This is a genomic window from Pseudomonas sp. TH08 (assembly GCF_016651275.1).
Classification (GTDB): domain Bacteria; phylum Pseudomonadota; class Gammaproteobacteria; order Pseudomonadales; family Pseudomonadaceae; genus Aquipseudomonas.
Genome location: NZ_JAEKEE010000005.1, coordinates 120,628 through 139,809, shown reverse-complemented (window position 1 = coordinate 139,809; position 19,182 = coordinate 120,628). Strand labels below are relative to the sequence as shown.

Annotated in this window: 12 protein-coding genes; 4 read left to right on the top strand and 8 right to left on the bottom strand. The window is 61.0% G+C overall.

Annotated features, from left to right (window positions below; all coding sequences use genetic code 11):
• Positions 1 to 27 precede the first annotated feature (27 nt).
• A complete protein-coding gene (locus tag JFT91_RS24115; RefSeq protein ID WP_201234314.1) occupies positions 28 to 723 on the bottom strand; it encodes a tetratricopeptide repeat protein in 696 nt (231 codons plus the stop codon).
• A gap of 57 nt (positions 724 to 780) precedes the next feature.
• A complete protein-coding gene (locus JFT91_RS24110) occupies positions 781 to 1,461 on the bottom strand; it encodes a Fe2+-dependent dioxygenase (protein ID WP_201228002.1) in 681 nt (226 codons plus the stop codon).
• A 207-nt stretch (positions 1,462 to 1,668) separates the two neighbouring features.
• Between JFT91_RS24110 and JFT91_RS24105 the strand changes: the two genes are divergently transcribed.
• The gene (locus tag JFT91_RS24105) at positions 1,669 to 3,984 is read left to right on the top strand and encodes a TonB-dependent receptor (protein ID WP_201228003.1); all 2,316 of its coding nucleotides are present in this window, start codon (positions 1,669 to 1,671) and stop codon (positions 3,982 to 3,984) included.
• A gap of 235 nt (positions 3,985 to 4,219) precedes the next feature.
• Positions 4,220 to 6,748, top strand: coding sequence for a PepSY domain-containing protein (locus JFT91_RS24100; RefSeq protein WP_201234313.1), 2,529 nt, complete (start codon positions 4,220 to 4,222; stop codon positions 6,746 to 6,748).
• Positions 6,749 to 6,856: 108 nt separating this feature from the next.
• On the opposite strand, the gene JFT91_RS24095 is transcribed toward JFT91_RS24100, so the two are convergent.
• From JFT91_RS24095 to ptsP, 4 genes are all read right to left on the bottom strand, one after another.
• Positions 6,857 to 8,398, bottom strand: a complete 1,542-nt coding sequence (locus tag JFT91_RS24095; protein ID WP_201234102.1) for an alkaline phosphatase D family protein — start codon at positions 8,396 to 8,398, stop codon at positions 6,857 to 6,859.
• A gap of 178 nt (positions 8,399 to 8,576) precedes the next feature.
• Positions 8,577 to 10,310 carry a PTS fructose-like transporter subunit IIB gene (locus JFT91_RS24090; RefSeq protein WP_201234101.1) on the bottom strand — a complete coding sequence of 578 codons (1,734 nt, stop codon included), beginning with the start codon at positions 10,308 to 10,310 and terminating at the stop codon, positions 8,577 to 8,579.
• Positions 10,311 to 10,321: 11 nt separating this feature from the next.
• Positions 10,322 to 11,263, bottom strand: a complete 942-nt coding sequence (gene pfkB / locus JFT91_RS24085) for a 1-phosphofructokinase (protein WP_201234100.1) — start codon at positions 11,261 to 11,263, stop codon at positions 10,322 to 10,324.
• Positions 11,263 to 14,124, bottom strand: a complete 2,862-nt coding sequence (ptsP, locus tag JFT91_RS24080; protein WP_201234099.1) for a phosphoenolpyruvate--protein phosphotransferase — start codon at positions 14,122 to 14,124, stop codon at positions 11,263 to 11,265. The genes pfkB and ptsP overlap by 1 nt, the downstream gene beginning before the upstream one ends.
• A gap of 306 nt (positions 14,125 to 14,430) precedes the next feature.
• Here ptsP and cra point away from each other — a divergent pair, with 306 nt between their 5' ends.
• Positions 14,431 to 15,426: a catabolite repressor/activator gene (gene cra, locus JFT91_RS24075; RefSeq protein ID WP_201234098.1), complete on the top strand. Its 996-nt coding sequence runs from the start codon at positions 14,431 to 14,433 to the stop codon at positions 15,424 to 15,426.
• A 3-nt stretch (positions 15,427 to 15,429) separates the two neighbouring features.
• Entirely contained in the window at positions 15,430 to 16,206 is a 777-nt protein-coding gene (locus tag JFT91_RS24070; RefSeq protein WP_201228009.1) for a TatD family hydrolase, read from the top strand.
• Here JFT91_RS24070 and JFT91_RS24065 read toward each other — a convergent pair whose 3' ends face one another.
• Complete coding sequence (locus JFT91_RS24065; protein WP_201200491.1) at positions 16,207 to 16,596, bottom strand: hypothetical protein; 390 nt, start codon at positions 16,594 to 16,596, stop codon at positions 16,207 to 16,209.
• A 318-nt stretch (positions 16,597 to 16,914) separates the two neighbouring features.
• The gene (locus JFT91_RS24060) at positions 16,915 to 18,945 is read right to left on the bottom strand and encodes a methyl-accepting chemotaxis protein (protein WP_201234097.1); all 2,031 of its coding nucleotides are present in this window, start codon (positions 18,943 to 18,945) and stop codon (positions 16,915 to 16,917) included.
• Positions 18,946 to 19,182: the final 237 nt, after the last annotated feature.

Below are 19,182 nucleotides of genomic sequence, written 5' to 3'. Positions count from 1 at the left end.
TCAAAAGATCGCAGCCTGCGGCAGCTCCTACAGGAGTGATTTGTAGCGGTGAGCGTACTCGGCTGCCAACGCCTGAATCCTTGGATCGGTCGCACTGGCCAGAGCTTCACTGGCCACCCGCAGGAAATTCAGATTACCGCCGGCCAATGCCTTCTCAAGCCACATGACTGCATCATCGATGCGACCCTCATCCGCCAACACCGCCGCATAACTGAACTGCCCGCGAAAATCACCACCCTCAGCCGAGCGCCGATACCAGTCACGAGCCGCGACCGGATCCGCCGGGCACACCTGCCCTTCTTCCAGATAGCGTCCCAGCAGATTCATCGATTTCGCATGGCCCAGTTCAGCCGCGCGCCGATACAACGACAGCGCCTGCAGATGATCCACGGCGACACCACGCCCGGTCGCCAGCAGATTCGCAAGGTTATACATCGCCCAGTCCAGCCCGGCCTCGGCGGCGATTCGGTAATGCCGCGCAGCAATCGCAGCATCCGCCGCACAGCCCCAACCATGCTCATGGCATCGACCGAGCATGTTGCGCGCCATCAGATGGCCGCGTCCGGCAGCGATGCCGAACCAGCGCAGCGCCAACGGCTGATCCTGCGCTATGCCTTGGCCATCCAGCAGGATCTGCCCGAGCAGCGCCTGCGCTTCGAGGACATTGGCCCCCGCCGCCAGCAAAATCGCCTGCGCGGCACGGGCCGGGCTCTCTGCGAGCATGGCGTTGAATTGCGCGCCGTCGAGGACTTCCTCGCGGCGCAAGCGAAAGTCTGTCACTCAGACCTCGACCCAGCGACGCAGCAAATTGTGATAAGTGCCGGTAAGGCGGATCAGCGAGGGGTGATCAGGCATGTCTTGAGTGAGCTGCTGGATCGCGCCGTCCATCTCGAACAGCAACGCACGCTGGCTGTCTTCGCGCACCAGACTTTGCGTCCAGAAGAACGACGCATAGCGTGCGCCGCGAGTGACCGCGTTGACCTTGTGCAGGCTGGTGCCGGGGTACAAGACCATGTCGCCGGCCGGTAGCTTCACCCGTTGTGTGCCGTAAGTGTCCTGGATCTCCAGTTCGCCGCCGTCGTAATCCGCAGGCTCACTGAAGAACAGCGTCGCCGAGATATCCGTGCGTACGCGCTCGATACTGCCTTTCGGTTGGCGCACCGCGTTGTCGATGTGGAAGTCGAAACTGCCACCGGCCGTGTAACAGTTCACTAACGGCGGGAATACTTTGTGCGGCAACGCGGCGGACATGAACAGTGGATTTTTCCACAACCGCTCAAGCATCGCTGCACCGATTTCCTTGGCCAGCGGATGGCCTTCGGGCAACTGCAAATTGTGCTTGGCCTTGGCCGACTGGAAGCCGGCAGTGATCTTGCCATCGGCCCAATCGGCCTGTTCCAGCGCCTCGCGGATGCGCTGCACCTCGTCTTTGGCGAACAGTCCGGGGATGTGCAGCAGCATGGCGATGTCACCTGATGGCAAAGAGGCGGCAATGGTATTGATTCTTATTGGCCGTGTAAAACCCGAGAGACGAATGAACTGGCAAAAACCGTAAGGTTAAAATGTAAAGAATGTAAATTCAGTGCAGTTAGCAATGTTTCGCAATTGATACGAATACCTGTTTACCCTATATTCCGCCCCCTCAAATCCTTGGGGAGGGGAATTTCAATGGCACGTCAACACGCACAATTACCAGTCAGTTCACCACGTTTGCTCGCCTCTGCAATTGGCGTAGCGATTACCGCCAGCTCTGCAGGCCACATGGTGTTCGCTGCCGAAAAAACCGACAGCAAAGCCTCTGGTAATGCCATCGCCCTGGACGCTACCGCCATCACCGGCGAAACGCAGGACCCGACGTCCTACCAGGTCGAGAAAGCCTCCTCGCCCAAGTACACCGCACCGCTGGTCGACACGCCGCGCTCGGTAACGGTAATTCCGCAACAGGTTCTGAAAGACACCGGCGCCCTGAACATGCAGGACGCGCTGCGTACCGTGCCAGGCATCACCTTCGGTGCCGGTGAAGGCGGCAACCCGCAGGGCGACCGCCCGTTCATCCGTGGTTTCGACGCTCAGGGCGACACCTACCTCGACGGCGTGCGCGACACCGGTTCGCAGAGCCGCGAGATCTTCGCCGTGGAAAACATTGAAGTCAGCAAGGGCCCGAACTCAGCCATCGGCGGTCGTGGCGCAGCCGGCGGCAGCATCAACCTGGTCAGCAAGAAAGCCCATCTGGGCAACTCGTTCGACGGTGGGTTCACCTGGGGCTCCGACCAGACCCAGCGCTACACCCTCGACGGCAACTACCAGTTCAGCGACACCGCCGCCGGCCGTCTCAACCTGATGAGCCACGAGAGCAACGTTGCCGGTCGCGACAAGGTCGATTACGACCGTTGGGGTATCGCCCCGTCCCTGGCCTTTGGCCTGGGTACCGACACCCGCGTCAACCTCGATTACTACCATCTCGAAAGCAACGACACCCCGGATTCGGGCATCCCGTACACCATTCCAACCGGTGGCTCGGCGGCGCGCACCAAGTCCAACCCGGACAAACCGTACTCGGGTGGCGACCACAGCAACTTCTACGGTCTGGATCGCGACTTCCGCAAGGGCCGCACCGACACCGCGACCTTCGCCATCGAGCATGACCTGAGCGACTCGCTGACGATCAAGAACACCCTGCGTCACGGCACCAGCATGCAGGATTACATCCTCACTCAGCCGGACGACAGCAAGGGCAACGTCAACAATGGCAGCGTCTGGCGTCGTGCGAATACTCGGGTGAGCAACACCGAGACCACCACCAACCAGACCGACCTGTTCGGCAACTTCTACGTCGCCGGCTTCAAGAACAGCTTCTCCACTGGCGTTGAATACACCCGGGAGGAAAGCCAGAAGTCCTCGTACAACGTCAACACCGACACCACGCCACGCACCAGCGCCGCGACCACCAACTGCACCCCGTCGATGATCGGCGCATCGAGTGGCTACAACTGCACCTCGCTGTCGAACCCGAACCCGAACGATCCGTGGAACGGCGCGATCTCGCGTAACTACGCCGGCACCGACACCAAGGCCAACACCTACGCGCTGTATGTGTTCGACACCCTGGAGTTGAACGAGCAGTGGCTGGTGAACATGGGTCTGCGCTACGACCATTTCGACACCGACTACAAGTCGTATACCGCTGCCGGCGCGACCACGGCCAAGGGCGATGACACCAGCGAGTTCGTTACCGGTCAGTTCGGCATCGTCTACAAGCCGGCAGAAAACGGCAGCATCTATGCCTCCTACGCCACCTCGGCGACGCCACCGGGCAATACCCTCGGTGAAGGCATGGACGGCAACCCGTTGGGCGGCGCCACCGATCGCAGCGGCAATCTGCTGAGCAGCGACATGGAGCCGGAAACCACCAAGAACTACGAAATCGGTACCAAGTGGGATCTGTTGAATGATCGTCTGTCGCTGACCGCCGACATCTTCCGCACCGAGAAAGAAAACGCTCGTGTGCAAGTCGATACCACGTCGTACGAAAACGCCGGCAAGACCCGCGTGCAAGGTGTCGAACTGTCGGCCAGCGGCAAGATCACTGACAAGTGGCAAGTGTTCGCCGGTTACGCCTACATGGACAGCGAGCAGGTGGATGGCGGCCCGCTCAACCGCGCCACCGACGGTAACGAACTGCCGAACACACCGAAAAACAGTGCCAGCCTGTGGACCACTTACCAGGTCACGCCGAAGCTGACCATCGGTGGCGGTGCGTTCTACGTTGATGACGTCTTCGGCAGCGTGGCCAACACCACCATGGTCGATTCGTATGTACGTTACGACGCGATGGCAGCTTACAAGCTGACCAAGAACGTCGACCTGCAACTCAACGTGCAGAACCTGACCAACGAAACCTACTACGACAAAGCCTTCTCGACCCACTTCGCCAACCAGGCGGCGGGGCGTACGGCACTGCTGAGCACCAATTTCCACTTCTAACCGATGTGGAAACCTGTGGGAGCGAGCCTGCTCGCGAAAGCGGTGGGTCAGTTAAGTAGAAGCTGACTGACACGACGCCTTCGCGAGCAGGCTCGCTCCTACAGGGAATGCGCTGCAAGGCTCGGCCCCGTTCATTCAATTGAGCGGGGCTTTTCTGCGTAATAAAGAACGCTTCTCGATAACCCACGGCATAATGCGCGCCGTGAAGACAATTTTCGAACGGATGGCGAGTGACGTGTTGAAGAAAACCCTGTTCCAGTTGCACTGGTTTTTTGGCATCACTGCAGGCCTGGTGCTGGCCCTGATGGGCATCACCGGTGCGACCTATTCGTTTCAGGATGAAATCCTGCGGGCGCTGAACCCCTCCGTGTTGCAGGTGGAAAAACAAGTCGCCGGCGTGCTGCCGCCTGTCGAACTGGTGGAGCGCATCGAAGCCACTTCGGGCAAGACCGTCTCGATGCTCTGGGTCGAAACCGACAGCGGGAACGCCGCGAAAGTGTTCTTCACCCCGCCCAAGGGCGAACGTCGCGGCGAGATGCGTTACTTCGACCCGTACACCGGCGAATTCATGGGCGATGCCGTCGGCCAGGATTTCTTCGGCCTGATGCTGCAACTGCACCGCTTCCTCGCGATGGGCGATACCGGGCGCAACATCACCGGCGCCTGCACGCTGATCCTGCTGTTCTTCTGTCTGTCTGGTCTTTACCTGCGCTGGCCGCGTCAGTGGAACCACTGGCGTGTGTGGCTGACCCTCGACTGGAAGAAAAAGGGCCGCGCCTTCAACTGGGATCTGCACTCGGTGGCCGGCACCTGGTGCCTGTTGGTCTACCTGTTGCTGGCGCTGACCGGGTTGTCGTGGTCGTACGAGTGGTACAACAAGGGCCTGACCAAACTGCTTTCCGACGCCCCGCAAAACGAGCGCGTGCGCGGCGGTCGCGGCCCGGCTCCAGAAGGCCCGGCACCAACTGCCGACTACGCGGCGATGTGGAGCAGCATCTACAGCGCCGCCGGCCCGGGCCTTGCTGCCTACAACATCCGCATGCCAGCGGTGGCCGGCCAACCGGCGACCGTGTTCTATCTGCTCGACAGCTCACCCCATGATCGCGCCCTGAACCAGATCACTCTCGACCCGGCCACCGGCATCGTCAAACGCGTCGACCGCTACGCCGACAAAAGCTTCAAGGCGCAATTGCTGACGAGCATTTACGCGTTGCACGTCGGCAGCTATTTCGGCCTCGTCGGGCGGATCATCGTTACCGTCGCGGCGGTGTGCATGCCGCTGTTCTTCATCACTGGATGGCTGTTGTATCTGGATCGTCGGCGCAAGAAAAAGCAGATCAAGGATGCCCGCAAAGGTCTCGACCAACCGGCCGGCGATGCGTCGGGGTGGCTGATCGGTTTTGCCAGCCAGAGCGGTTTTGCCGAGCAACTGGCGTGGCAGACCGCCGGCCAATTGCAGGCCGCCGGGTTGCCGGTAAAGGTGCAGCCACTGGCGAATGTCAGCGAACAGGATCTGCGTGAATCAAACAACGCGCTATTCGTGGTAAGCACGTTTGGCGACGGCGAAGCGCCGGACAGTGCGCGTGGTTTCGAGCGCAAGGTGCTGAGCAAAGCTTCAGCACTCGACAACCTGAACTACGCGGTGCTCGGTCTTGGCGATCGTCAGTATCAGCACTTCTGTGGCTTCGCCAAACGCCTGCATCAATGGCTGAGCGATCACGGTGGCAAGACCTTGTTCGCGCCGGTAGAAGTCGACAGTGGCGATCCCTACGCCCTGCGCCACTGGCAAACCCAACTCGGCCTGCTCACCGGCCAGGCTCCGGTCGATACCTGGCAAGCGCCGAGCTACGACAACTGGACACTGACGCGCCGCGAACTGATGAACCCGGACAGCAGCGGTTCCCCGGTTTATCTGTTGGGCCTGAGCGCACCGAATACCAGCAGCTGGCTGGCCGGTGACCTGGTCGAAGTGCTGCCGCGCAACTGCCCGTGGGTCATCGAGCACTTCCTCGACGGCCTCGGCATTCGTGGCGAGACCTCGGTGAAAATCAACGGCCTCGACGAGCCGCTGGAAGTCGCGCTGGCCTCGCGTCAATTGCCTGAGCACCGCGCGCACCTGGTCGGCCTGCATGCGCAGGCGCTGGTTGATGCGATGGTGCCGCTGAACATGCGCGAATATTCAATTGCCTCGATTGCCGGCGACGGTGTGTTGGAGCTCATCGTGCGTCAGGAGCAGCATGCCGACGGCAGCCTTGGCATCGGCTCCGGCTGGCTGACCGAGCATGCGCCAGTCGGTGGCAGCATCAGTTTGCGCGTGCGCCGCAACAGTGGTTTCCACTTGCCGAACGAGCCGCTGCCGATGATTCTTTTGGGCAACGGCACCGGACTGGCCGGGCTGCGCAGTTTGCTCAAGGCGCGGATTGCCGACGGCCAGCAGCGCCAGTGGTTATTGTTTGGCGAGCGCAATCGTCAACACGATTTCCTCTGCCGCGCAGAGCTGGAAGAGTGGTTGATCAACGGTGATCTGGCGCGGCTGGATCTGGCGTTTTCGCGCGATCAGGCAGAAAAGATTTATGTGCAGGATCGCTTGCGCGAATCGGCTGACGAATTGAAAAAATGGTTGGCTGACGGTGCCGTGATCTACATCTGCGGCAGCCTGCAAGGGATGGCTTCGGGCGTTGATCAAGTGCTCAACGACATCCTCGGTGCCGCCGAAGTCGAGCGCCTGATCGAACAGGGCCGCTACCGCCGCGACGTCTACTGACCCCACACATGCCCGTGCAGGAGCTGCCGCAGGCTGCGATCTTTTGATCTTGCTGTTAAAAAACTAAAAGATCGCAGCCTGCGGCAGCTCCTACACGGGGTATCTGGATCACACTGGCTGCAGTTTTTTCTCGAATACCGCCACCCCATTCAAATCCCGCAACACCACACTCATCTCCCCGCTCTGCCCTTCAATATTCACTTCGCCAAAAAACTGAAACCCGGCAAACGGCGACGCGTTTTGCGTCGGCGGTGCCTTCTCGAACACCACCTCCGGGCCAAAGGTTTTATCCAGCGGATTAGGCCCGAAACTCCCGGCATTCAAAGGCCCCGCAACAAACTCCCAGAACGGTTCGAAATCCTGAAACGCCGCGCGATCCGGGTGATAGTGATGCGCCGCGCAGTAATGCACATCCGCTGTGAGGAAGACGAAATTGCGCACCTGCTGCGCACGCAGGTAACCAAGCAGTTCGGCGACTTCCAGCTCCCGTCCTTGCGCCGGACCGGGGTCACCATTGGCCACTGCTTCCCAACGCGCCACACCCGGACTGACCTCGCCATCCGGCACGCCAAGGCCGATCGGCATGTCGGCGGCAATGACCTTCCACTGGGCTTTCGATTTCTTCAGTCCGCGCTTGAGCCAGTCCAGTTGCTCACGCCCCAGAAAGGGTTTCGCCGCGCCGAGGTTGTCGTCATTGGCGCCGCGATAACTGCGCATATCGAGCACGAACACATCGAGCATCGGCCCGTAACTGAGCTTGCGATAAATCCGTCCGCCCGCGTCGGCGGCCTGCAAGCGCATCGGCGAATATTCCAGCCAGGCTTTTCGCGCGCGACCGACCAGCTTGTGGATATCTTTCTCCTGATAACGCTCGTCGAGCTGCTTTCCCGGCGACCAGTTATTCACCACTTCATGGTCATCCCACTGCCAGATCTGCGGTACTTCGGCGTTGAAACGACGGATGTTTTCGTCCATCAGGTTGTAGCGGTAGTTGCCGCGATAGTCGTCGAGGGTCTGCGCGACCTTGCTCTTGGCTTCGCTGGTGAGGTTGCGCCAGATGCGACCGCCTTCAGTGGTGAGCTGCGCCGGAACCGGGCCGTCGGCGTAGATGGTGTCACCACTGTGGATAAAGAAGTCCGGCAGACGCAAACGCATGGCCTCGTAGATGCGCATGCCGCCGATGTCCGGGTTGATGCCGAAGCCTTGGCCGACAGTGTCGCCGCTCCAGACAAAACGAATGTTACGCCGTGCCGTCGGAGCACTGCGCAGGTGCCCCAGCCACGGCTCGCTGGCGACGCCGGTGCGGGCGTCCTTGAAATACACCCGATAGAAGATTGCCTGATCGGCGGGCAGCCCGGTCAGTTCAACACGGGCGGTGAAGTCGCTGCGGGCATCGGCGAGCGCCGAGACCAACCGGCGTGGATTGCGAAACTGGCTGCGCGCGTCCCACTCGACCACCATATGCGCGGCGCGGTCGCTGCGACTCCAGATCACCGCGCGATCGCCTTGCAGGTCGCCGGACTGCACGCCGTCGGTGAGCTGCGGACGATCCTTCACCGACGCAATCACCGCCGGCGCCAACCCTGGCAGCAACAACCCGGCGCCGATCCCTTGTACGACACGCCGACGACCCACATTGAAATCGCTCATGGTGTTCTCCCTGAAAAAAGGAAAACTTAAGCACGCCTGTATGAACTCGCCATGACACCACTAACCAATGTAGGAGCTGAGCTTGCTCGCGAAGGAGCCATGTCAGTCAACATCATCGTTGAACGGCAGACCGCTTTCGCGAGCAAGCTCGGCTCCTACAAGGGTTTTGTGTTGTCAGTCAGGCTTTGGTGGGTTCCAGCGCCAGCTCGACGGCTTCCGGGCGTTTGACGGTTGCATAGACGACGGCGGTCAGCAGGCTTCCCGCGACAATCGCCAGCAAATACAGCAGCGCATGGTTGATCGCATTGGGGATGGCCAGCACAAACAAGCCACCGTGCGGCGCCATCAGTTTGCAGCCGAAGTACATCGACAACGCCCCGGTCAGCGCGCCGCCAGCGATGCTCGCTGGAATCACTCGCAGCGGATCTTTTGCGGCAAACGGAATCGCGCCTTCGGAGATAAAGCACAGCCCCAGCACCAGCGCCGCTTTACCCGCTTCGCGCTCGGTCTGGGCGAACTTGCGCCGCGCTATAAACGTTGCGATGCCCAAGCCAATCGGCGGCACCATACCGGCGGCCATGGTCGCGGCCATCGGCGCATAACTCTGCGACGCCAGCAGCCCCACCGAGAACGCATACGCCGCTTTATTGATCGGGCCGCCGAGGTCGACGCACATCATGCCGCCGAGCAATACACCGAGCAGGATCGCGTTGGTGGTGCCCATGCTGTCGAGGAAATGCGTGAGCGCCGCGAGCATGCCTGCGACCGGTTTGCCCACCACGTAGATCATCACCAATCCGGTAAACAGACTGGCGAACAACGGGATGATCAGAATCGGTTTCAGCGCTTCAAGACTTTGCGGTAACGCGACATAACGACTGATCGCTTTCGCCGCATAACCGGCGATAAAACCGGCAAGGATCCCGCCGATGAATCCGGCGCCCAAGGTGCTCGCCAGCAATCCACCGATCATCCCCGGCGCCAGGCCTGGCCGGTCGGCAATCGAATAGGCGATGTAACCCGCTAGCAGCGGCACCATCAATTTGAACGCGGTCTCGCCGCCGATCTGCATCAGCGCCGCCGCCAGTGTGCCCTCTTCCTTGAACGCGGTGATGCCGAACACGAACGACAGCGCGATCATCAAACCGCCCGCAACGACCATCGGCAGCATGAACGACACGCCGGTCAGCAGGTGTTTGTACACACCGGTTTTCTCTTGCCTGGCCGGTGCTTTTCCGTCACTCGCCGCGCTTTCCACAACACCTTCGGCCAAGGCCTTTTTCAGCGTGGCTTCAGACTGCTTCAATGCGATGCCGGTGCCGCAGCGGTAGATTTTCTTGCCGGCGAAACGCTCGGTGGCGACTTCGATATCCGCCGCCAGTAACACCACGTCAGCCTCGGCAATCGCCGCGGCGCTCAGCGGGGTCTTTGCGCCCACGGAGCCCTGGGTTTCGACTTGCAATTCATAGCCCAGACGCTTGGCGGTTTGCTGCAAGGCTTCGGCGGCCATGAAGGTGTGCGCAACACCGGTCGGGCACGCCGTGATGGCGACGATGCGTGGCGCGCGCGCTGCATCGGCAACCGGTTCAGCCGCGCGGGCAACGTAGACTTCAGCCTCTTCAGCCCCACGACGCAGCACTACTTCAACATCTTGCAGCGCCTGTGCCGGAGCAATCTGGAACACGCGTTTGCCGACGAAGCGCGTCATGTCGACCGCGCCTGTCGCGACCAACAAAACCCACTCCGCCGCCTCGATCGTTGCCGCCGACAACTCGCGTTCCGGGTGCGCCGCATCGACCACTTCAACACTGGTGCTCCAGCCCTGACGTTGCGCCGCCGCATCGAGCAACCGCGCGCACAGCACACTGGTGACCATGCCGTTCGGGCACGCCGTAACAATGGCTAACTTCATGACAAACCCTCTTATTGTTCTGTCAGGGGGCGCACGCGCACGCCCTGTTCGAGCTGCGCCAGTTGCGCGGCGTCGTTAATGCCAAAACCGATCTGCGTCACCGCCATCGCGGCAATCGCCGTGGCAGTGCGCAGGGTTTGCTCCGGCGTGTCGGCGCTGAGCAGACCGTGAAGCATGCCGGCCAACAGCGAATCACCAGCGCCAACCGTGCTGGCGACACTGACTTTCGGCGGCGTGGCATGCAGCGCCGAGCCGACGCTGAACCAGTTCACGCCGTCAGCGCCGTGGGAAATCACCACGTGCTCGATGCCTTGCGCATGCAAGCGCGCCGCTGCTTGGGCTTCGGCCGCATGGGAAACCACCTCGCAACCCAACGCATCAGCGAGTTCTTCGGTGTTCGGTTTGATCAGCCACGGGCCAGCCTTCAGGGCCTCGCGCAGGGCTTCGCCGCTGGAGTCGAGGGCGACTTTCAGGCCGAGCTGGTTGAGCCGTTCGATCAGTTCACGCAACCATTGCGCAGTGACGCCGCGCGGCAAACTGCCGGCGACCACCACCGCATCATGCCCCGGCGCCATCTGCACCAGACGCTCGAGCAACGCTTGTTGCGCGGCGGCATCGACCACCGGCCCCGGGCCGTTGATGTCGGTGATGCGACCATCCTGTTCAGCCACCTTGATGTTGCTGCGCGTCTCACCGGGCACGCGAATAAACGCGTCGACAAAACCACGTTTGGCAAACAGGGTTTCGAACGCTTGCAGATTGTCTTCACCGAGAAAGCCGCTGACCGTCAGTTGATGACCAAGATCGGCCAGCACCTGTGCGACGTTCACACCTTTGCCGGCGGCATGGGTGTGCATCTCTTCACTGCGATTGACCTGACCGGCCGCCAGTACCGGCAACTCCACCGTCAGATCCAGCGCCGGGTTGAGGGTCAGGGTAAGAATCTTGGCCATTACAGGGCCTCCACTAATGCGCGCACTTCGTTGGCGCTGCCCACGGCCAGGGCGTGTTGAGCAAGGGTTTGCGCCTGGGTCAGGCTGAGTTCGCGGATGCGCGCTTTCACTTCGGCAATGCTGCGGCCGGACACGCTCAGCTCATCGACACCGAGGCCGACCAGCACCGGCACCGCCAACGGATCTGCGGCCAGTTCGCCGCACACGCCGACCCATTTGCCATGGGCATGGGCCGCGCGCACGGTGATGTCGATCAATTGCAGTACCGCCGGGTGCAAGCCGTCCGCCTGCGCCGACAGCGTTGGATGGCCACGGTCGATGGCCAGGGTGTACTGGGTCAGGTCGTTGGTGCCGACGCTGAAGAAGTCGACTTCCCTGGCCAGCACCGGCGCCAGCAAGGCGGCGGACGGCACTTCGATCATGATCCCCAGTTGCAGGTCAGCGACCGGGATTTCCAGACGCAGACGCTCGGTCATGTCACGGGCCTGGCGCCACTCTTCAACGCTGCCGACCATCGGGAACATGATCCGCAGCGGACGGTTGTCCGCCGAACGCAGCAAGGCACGCAATTGCGCTTCCATGATCTGCGGACGCTGCAAGGTCAGGCGAATACCGCGCACACCGAGGAACGGATTCTCTTCCTTGGCGATCGGCCAATACGCCAGCGGTTTGTCGCCGCCGACATCCAGCGTGCGCACCACCAGCGGCCGACCGGCGAGGCCGTCGAGGACGCGGCGGTATTCAGCTTCCTGGGTGGCTTCGTCCGGCGCTTGCGGATGGGCCATGAAAATCAGCTCGGTGCGCAGCAGACCGATGCCTTCGGCGCCCTGCTCCACCGCGCTGATCACACCGGCGCTTTCACCGATGTTGGCGAACACTTCAACGGCGTGACCGTCGGTAGTGTGTGCCGGTTGGTGGCGTTGTTCGGCGGCAATCTTCAGGCGTTGCTCGCGGGTGTCGCGTTCTTCGGCGGCGCGTTGCAGGGTCGCCGCATCGGCGTCGACGTGCAGGCGACCGCGTTGGCCATCGAGCAGCAACGGCGTGCCCGGCGCCAGCAACAACACCGCTGCGCCAGCGCCGACCAGTGCCGGAATGCCGAGAGCACGGGCGACGATTGCACTGTGCGCCGTGGCCCCGCCGCGAGCAGTCAGTATCCCCGCCACTCGTGCCGGATCGAGCCGCGCCACATCGGATGGGCCGACCTCGTCCATCACCAGAATGTACGGTTGCTCAGGCTCGCTCGGGGTTGCGACGCCACACAGTTGCGCCAGCACGCGGCGGCCAATGTCACGCAGATCCGCCGCACGTTCGGCGAGCAAGGCATCCTGCAACGATTCCTGCTGCTTGGCGGCCGCTTCGATCACCGCCATCCACGCCGCTTCGGCGCTTTCACCCTGCTTGAGGCGCGTGTCGACTTCGTCGGTGAGTTCCGGGTCGTCGAGCATCTCCTGATGGGTGATGAAAATCTCGCGGATCGCTTTGGCTTTGCTGCGTTCGATCAAGCCTTGAATGTCGTTGCGCACATCGGCCAGCGCTTGCTTGAGGCGCTCACGCTCGATGGCGGCGGACTCGCCACGCAATGGGTAATCGATGCTTTGTTGCACTTGAATGTGCGCCGGGCCGATGGCGATGCCCGGTGCTGCCGGGATCGCTTGCAGCAGGCTGCCGGAGGCCGGAGCGATCAGCACTTCGGCGATGTCGGCAATGACTTCGCGCTGTTGGCTGATGGCGGGCAGCGGCTCGACTTCTTCACCGAGGCCTTCTTCGATGGCGGCGAGCAGTGCCGGCAAGGCATCGGCGGCGATGCTCGGTTCGGCAATCAACTCCAGCACCTGACCGCGACGGGCGCCGAGGCTGAGCAGTTTGCTCAGGCTCTTCACCGACACGGCGCTGTCCTGGCCATCGACGATGCGCACACGGATTTCGCCATTAAAACTCTTCGCCAATTGCGCGAGGATCTTCGCCGGGCGCGCGTGCAAGCCGTGGGCGTTGGCCAGCGCAATGCGTGCACTCGGCCAGTCAGCGGGCAGTTCACCGCCGAGCACTTCGAGGACTTTGCGGCTGCTGGTGGCCCGACCGAGTTCGTGGCCGCGACCTTCAATGAGCAGCGCGCACAAGCGCTCAAGCAAGGCCTGATGCGCTTCGCCGAGACTGGCCAGGCAAAACAGACCGCTCAGCGGCTGACCGAGGTAGCGCATCGGTTTGTCCGGCGTCACGAAGGCCAGGCCGGGGCGTTTCACCGTTTGCTCGCTGTGCAGCCACCACAAGCCATCGCCCAACGGCAGCGCCTCGACTTGTTGCAGCACCGCAGAAAAACCGTTGCTCACACAATCGGCCTGACGCAATAGACGCGCACCACGCCAGACCAGCTCTTCGAAATCGTCGGCAGACACGCCGAGACCGATCATCTGCGCGTCCAGCGCCAGTTCCTGCGGCGCACCTTGCAGCAGTTTCAGCAGCGCTTCGGGCGAACTGGCGCGACGCAGGGCCTGGCCCAGATCAGTCTCGCCGAGGGCGCGGGTCAGCAGTTGCAGCAGACGCAGGTGTTCGTCGGATTTGGCGGCAATGCCGATGGCCAGATAAACGATCTGGCCATCGCCCCAATCCACGCCCTCGGGAAACTGCATCAGGCGCACGCCAGTGGCGAACACTTGATCGCGGGTTTCCGGGGTGCCGTGGGGAATGGCGATACCTTGACCGAGAAAGGTCGAGCCCTGGGCTTCCCGGGCCTGCAATCCGGCAAGGTAGCCGTCGGCGACCAGACCATCGGCCACCAGATGATTGGCCAGCAATTGCAGGGCGGCGGGTTTATCCACGGCCGATTGGCCCATGGATATCTGCTCTATAGTGAGCTCGAGCATGCGATCTCCTTTTTGGCATCGGATGACGCCAGGTATTGTTTTGAATGGTTGCAGCTTAGGCGCTCTAACGCTTCGCTTTTCAGCGGCAGTTTTGGCGGTTTCACGGCAGAACCGGCCAAAGGCGTCTAAAACGTAGAAAATACGCTTGCTGAAACGTTTAATCTAGATTGATCGGCACGTTACTCGATAATGTTCCATCCTTGAAGTCCAACTTGTCGGATGCGTTGCGACAATAGTCGCCTGCCCTTATCGGGTAGGATTGGCGAAAATGTTGCGGCAAGCTCGCAAAAACAAGGAAATCCCGGGTTGAAACTCAGTGATATCGCGCGGTTGGCCGGAGTGTCCGTGACCACCGCCAGCTACGTCATCAACGGCAAGGCCGAACAGCAACGCATCAGCACCGCCACTGTCGAGCGGGTGCGCGCAGTGGTCGACCTGCATGGCTTTACGCCAAACCCACAAGCGGCCGGGTTGCGCAGCCGCCACACCCGCACGTTGGGTTTTATTCTGCCGGATCTGGAAAACCCCAGTTACGCGCGGATCGCCAAACTGCTGGAGCAAGGGGCGCGGGCGCGCGGCTATCAGTTGCTGATCGCCAGTTCCGACGATGCACCCGAAAGCGAACGGCAATTGCTGCAACTGTTCCGCGCGCGTCGCTGCGATGCCCTGATCGTCGCCAGTTGCCTGCCGGCCGGGGACGACAGTTATCGTCAGTTGCAGGCCAAAGGCTTGCCGATCATCGCCATCGACCGGGTCATGGAACCGGAGCATTTCTGCTCGGTGATCAGCGACGACCGCGAGGCCAGTCTGCACCTGACTCAGAGCCTGCTCGATGCACAACTCAAGCAAATCGTGCTGCTGGGTGCTCGCCCGGAGTTGAGCATCAGTCAGGAACGTGCCGCCGGTTTCAAACAAGCGCTGGTCGACTTCAAAGGCGAAGTGCTGGTCGAGCACGCCGAATCCTTCAGCCGAGAATGCGGCCAGCAACTGATGGAAGAACTCCTGCAACGTCTGGGGCATTTGCCGGACGCGCTGATCACCACTTCCTACGTGCTGTTGCAGGGTGTGTTTGATGCACTGCATGACTTCCCGCTCAAGTCACGACCGCTGCGCCTTGGCACCTTCGGTGATACGCAACTGCTCGACTTCCTGCCGCTGCCAGTCAATGCCATGGCCCAGCAACACCAGTTGATCGCCGACAAGGCGCTGGAACTGGCGCTCGCAGCCGTTGAGCAGTCGGAGTACAAACCGGGTGTACAGGCCATTGCGCGTACCTTCAAGCAGCGCATTCACCGAGACTGAGCCGTGGAGCTGATCGACAGCCACACCCACCTCGACTTCCCCGACTTCGACGCCGATCGCTCGGCGTTGCTGGCCGAAAGCCGCGCTCTAGGAGTGCGGCGGATGGTGGTGCTCGGGGTCTATGAGGGCAACTGGCAACGGGTGTGGGATCTGGTGCAGAGCGACCCGGATCTGTACGCAGCGTTCGGTCTGCACCCGGTGTATCTCGATCAGCATCGTCCCGAAGATTTGCCGACACTGGGTGATTGGCTGACCCGGCTGCACGGTCATCGGCAGTTGTGTGCAGTGGGCGAAATCGGTCTGGATTACTTTATCGAAACACTCGACCGCGAGCGGCAACAAGCACTGTTCGAGGCACAACTGCAACTGGCAGCGGACTTTGAATTGCCAGCGCTGATCCATGTGCGACGCAGCCACGCAGCGGTTATTGCCACGCTTAAACGCTTCAAGCTCAAACGCGCAGGGATCATCCACGCTTTCGCCGGCAGCCGCGAAGAAGCGCGTGAATACATCAAACTCGGTTTCAAACTGGGGCTTGGCGGCGCACCGACCTGGCCGCAAGCCTTGCGCATGCATCGCGTGCTGGCGGAGTTGCCACTGGAATCGATTGTGCTGGAAACCGACTCACCGGACATGGCGCCCGTCATGTTCCCCGGACAACGCAACAGCCCGGCGCACTTGCCGGCGATTTGCGCGGCGCTGGCCGAGCTGATGAGTCTTTCCCCGCAACAACTTGCCGCCGCCAGCACGGCCAACAGTTGTGAAGTATTTGGCTGGTAGTCAATCGGCGTGAGCCTTGGCGGCTTCGAGAAGCAGAGTCAGGTGCTGACGTTGGCGCGCATAACGCACCACCACGAAGTACACGAAGATCGTGATCAGTGAAGCATTCAGTTGTTCGGTGACGCTGAGCAGCCCCACCCACTCCATCACCAACGCCACCAGCAGCGCGGTACACACTGTCACCGAGGCAGTGAAGCGCAACAACGCCAGTGAATCGAGCGATTTGAAGCGCTTGATCTGTTGCGGGCAGCGTAGCTCCAGAGCTTTTTGACAATGCTCGCAACTGAACGCCTCGTTGATCGAGATAGCATTGAGCTGCCAGGGTTTGAGGGCCAGAGTGGTCTGGCAATGGGCACAGCGGCCCTGGACTCCCAGGGTTGCAACAGACATGTGCAGTCTCCTCTACGCGATCAGATGAACCGGAATACTGGCTCATTGATGACGGAAAGCCAGTGCCGGGAGAAAAACAGGATTCGGCCTACGACTGAAAGTGTAAAAGTATTACAAAAGTTTCTGATAACACCCTGCCCCTTGAGGAGGGAATCTTTGTGGCGAGGGGATTTATCCCCGATGGGCTGCGCAGCGGCCCCAAAAAATCGAAGACACGTTAGATAAATTTCTAACTCAGGCATTGGGGCGCTTCGCGCCCCATCGGGGATAAATCCCCTCGCCACAAAGGCTCACTCTTACAGGGAGAATGGGCGCAATTCAGACGCGGAAGGCGCTGATCAGCTGTTTGAGTTCCACGACCTGCGCCGACAGCGCGCGGCTGGCATCTTCGGTCTGGTGCGCGCCGTGTGCCGTGCGCTCGCCGGCGCGGTTGATCTCGACGATATTCTGATCGATGTCATGGGCTACCGCTGTTTGCTGCTCAACCGCCGCGGCGATCTGCTGGTTCTGGTCGACGATCATGCCCACCGCGCCGAGGATGTTTTCCAACGCCTGCTGAACCTTTTCCGACTGCCCTACCGTGCCATTGGCCATTTGATGGCTGACGCCCATGGCCTTCACCGCCGCGCCGACACCGCCATGCAGTTTGGCGATCATCTTTTCGATTTCTTCGGTTGATTGCTGGGTACGTTTGGCCAGCGTGCGCACCTCGTCTGCGACCACCGCAAAACCGCGTCCCTGCTCCCCGGCGCGGGCGGCTTCGATCGCGGCGTTGAGCGCCAGCAGGTTGGTCTGTTCGGCGATGCTCTTGATCACTTCCAGGACGCGGCTGATCGATTGGCTGTCACTGGCCAGTTGGTTGATCACCAGCACCGATTGATCGATCTCGCTGGCCAGCGCAGCAATGCTGCCCTGCTGGGACTCGACCAGACCACGACCACTGATGGTCTCGTCATTCACGCTGTGGGCGCTGCTCACCGCTGCAGCAGCACTGCGCGCCACTTCCAGAGACGTCGCCGACATCTGGTTCATTGCCGTCGCCACTTGCTCGATCTGTGTACGCTGCCCGGCGACGGCCTGATTGCTTTGCGCGGAGACGTTCTCCACCTGTCCGGCCTGCCGCTCGACTTCGCCGACGGTTTGGCCGACGCGCTCGATCAAGTCATGAATTTTCTTCACCGTTCCGTTGAACACTTCGCCCAACTCGCCCAGCTCATCGCGGCTGTGCGCCACGAAGTTGACCGTCATGTCGCCGGCCGCAACCTTGTCCATCATCGCGCCCAGGCGTTTCAGCGTTGTACGTGTGGAGGCGTAAAAACCGCCGTAGAGATAGAAAATCAGCACAAACACCACCGACAACGCCACGGCCTGCAAGACCATGTGCGTGCGGTTTTGCGCCAGGCGCTGCTGCAATTGCCGATCAAGAAACGTCAACGTCGCTTCGTTGAGCTGGTAGGTCTTGTCCATCAACCCGGTGACCTGGTCGTAGAACGCCTGCCACGGTGCATCGAGGGTTTCGGCCATCACGACTTGCTGTTCGAACAACTCGCTGGCCTGTTTCAACGAGGCCTTGCTGCTGTCGGCTTGCAGCGTCAGGGTTTCGCGCGCAGCCTGGCTTGAGCCGAGGGCATCCTGCAGTTTCAAGCTGTACTCGGCCTGAAGCTTTTCGATCTGCGCCAGCAACTCATCAAAACGCGTGCTCGACGAACTGTTGAGAAACCCCTGTCCCAACGAATACGAACCCATGGCCCGGCCTTCACCAAGGGTTTGGCTGACCGTCGGGGTGAGGTTGATGACCAGTTCGCTGAGTTGGCGGATATCGCTTTGGTTATCGCGGCTCAGACCGGACTGACTGGCGATGATCTGGCTGAAAATCTGCGCATTGCCGAGCAGTTTACCGATCAAAGCGCTTTTACTTTGCAGGGAGCTTTCCGCTTGCTGAGCCTTGAACGCGGTGATCATTTCATCGCGCTTGCCTTCAAACACCTTGATCTGCCCGGAATCATCAGTCATCGCTTTCAGGCCTTGCAGCCGGGCAAGCAGACTTTGTTCGAGCGTGGTGATCTGCGACTCGATGTTACCGGCCTTGCCGGACTGACCGAGGGTGACGTTGATCTGCACCAGATTGTTCAGGGTCTCCAGATCCCGGCGCAGGGTCAGGCTGCTGCCCAGCAGGTCGAGGCTTTGCAACTCCACCTGAGTCCCCTGAAACTCGCGATAAGAGTCGCGCACCAGATAGAAATTGGTCACCAGCATCGGCACCAGGAACAGCACGCTGATCAGGCTGAACTTCATGCCGAAGCTCAGACGGTTCATCAGCGAGACGGCGGGATAGAGCAAGCTCTTCACTGGAAGTCTCCCTTGGTTTTTCTTGTTTTTATTGGCAGGCGCGAGGCGACAGCAGATAGCCACTATCGAGCGCCATCTCTGTATAGCTCAAATCGAAGGGAGGTTTTGTAACTTAAGGTTAACGACTACCTGAGTTGACCACTAACCCTGTGGTGAGGGGATTTATCCCCGATGGGCTGCGCAGCGGCCCCCATATCGTAATCAGAGTTGTATCTGTGGAATCGTGGATTATGGTCT

Coding starts and splice junctions, on each gene's coding strand:
- JFT91_RS24115 (WP_201234314.1), bottom strand. CDS start 723: ATGCTCGCAGAGAGCCCGGCCCGTGCCGCGCAGGCGATTTTGCTGGCG.
- JFT91_RS24110 (WP_201228002.1), bottom strand. CDS start 1,461: ATGCTGCTGCACATCCCCGGACTGTTCGCCAAAGACGAGGTGCAGCGC.
- JFT91_RS24105 (WP_201228003.1), top strand. CDS start 1,669: ATGGCACGTCAACACGCACAATTACCAGTCAGTTCACCACGTTTGCTC.
- JFT91_RS24095 (WP_201234102.1), bottom strand. CDS start 8,398: ATGAGCGATTTCAATGTGGGTCGTCGGCGTGTCGTACAAGGGATCGGC.
- JFT91_RS24090 (WP_201234101.1), bottom strand. CDS start 10,310: ATGAAGTTAGCCATTGTTACGGCGTGCCCGAACGGCATGGTCACCAGT.
- pfkB (WP_201234100.1), bottom strand. CDS start 11,263: ATGGCCAAGATTCTTACCCTGACCCTCAACCCGGCGCTGGATCTGACG.
- ptsP (WP_201234099.1), bottom strand. CDS start 14,124: ATGCTCGAGCTCACTATAGAGCAGATATCCATGGGCCAATCGGCCGTG.
- JFT91_RS24065 (WP_201200491.1), bottom strand. CDS start 16,596: ATGTCTGTTGCAACCCTGGGAGTCCAGGGCCGCTGTGCCCATTGCCAG.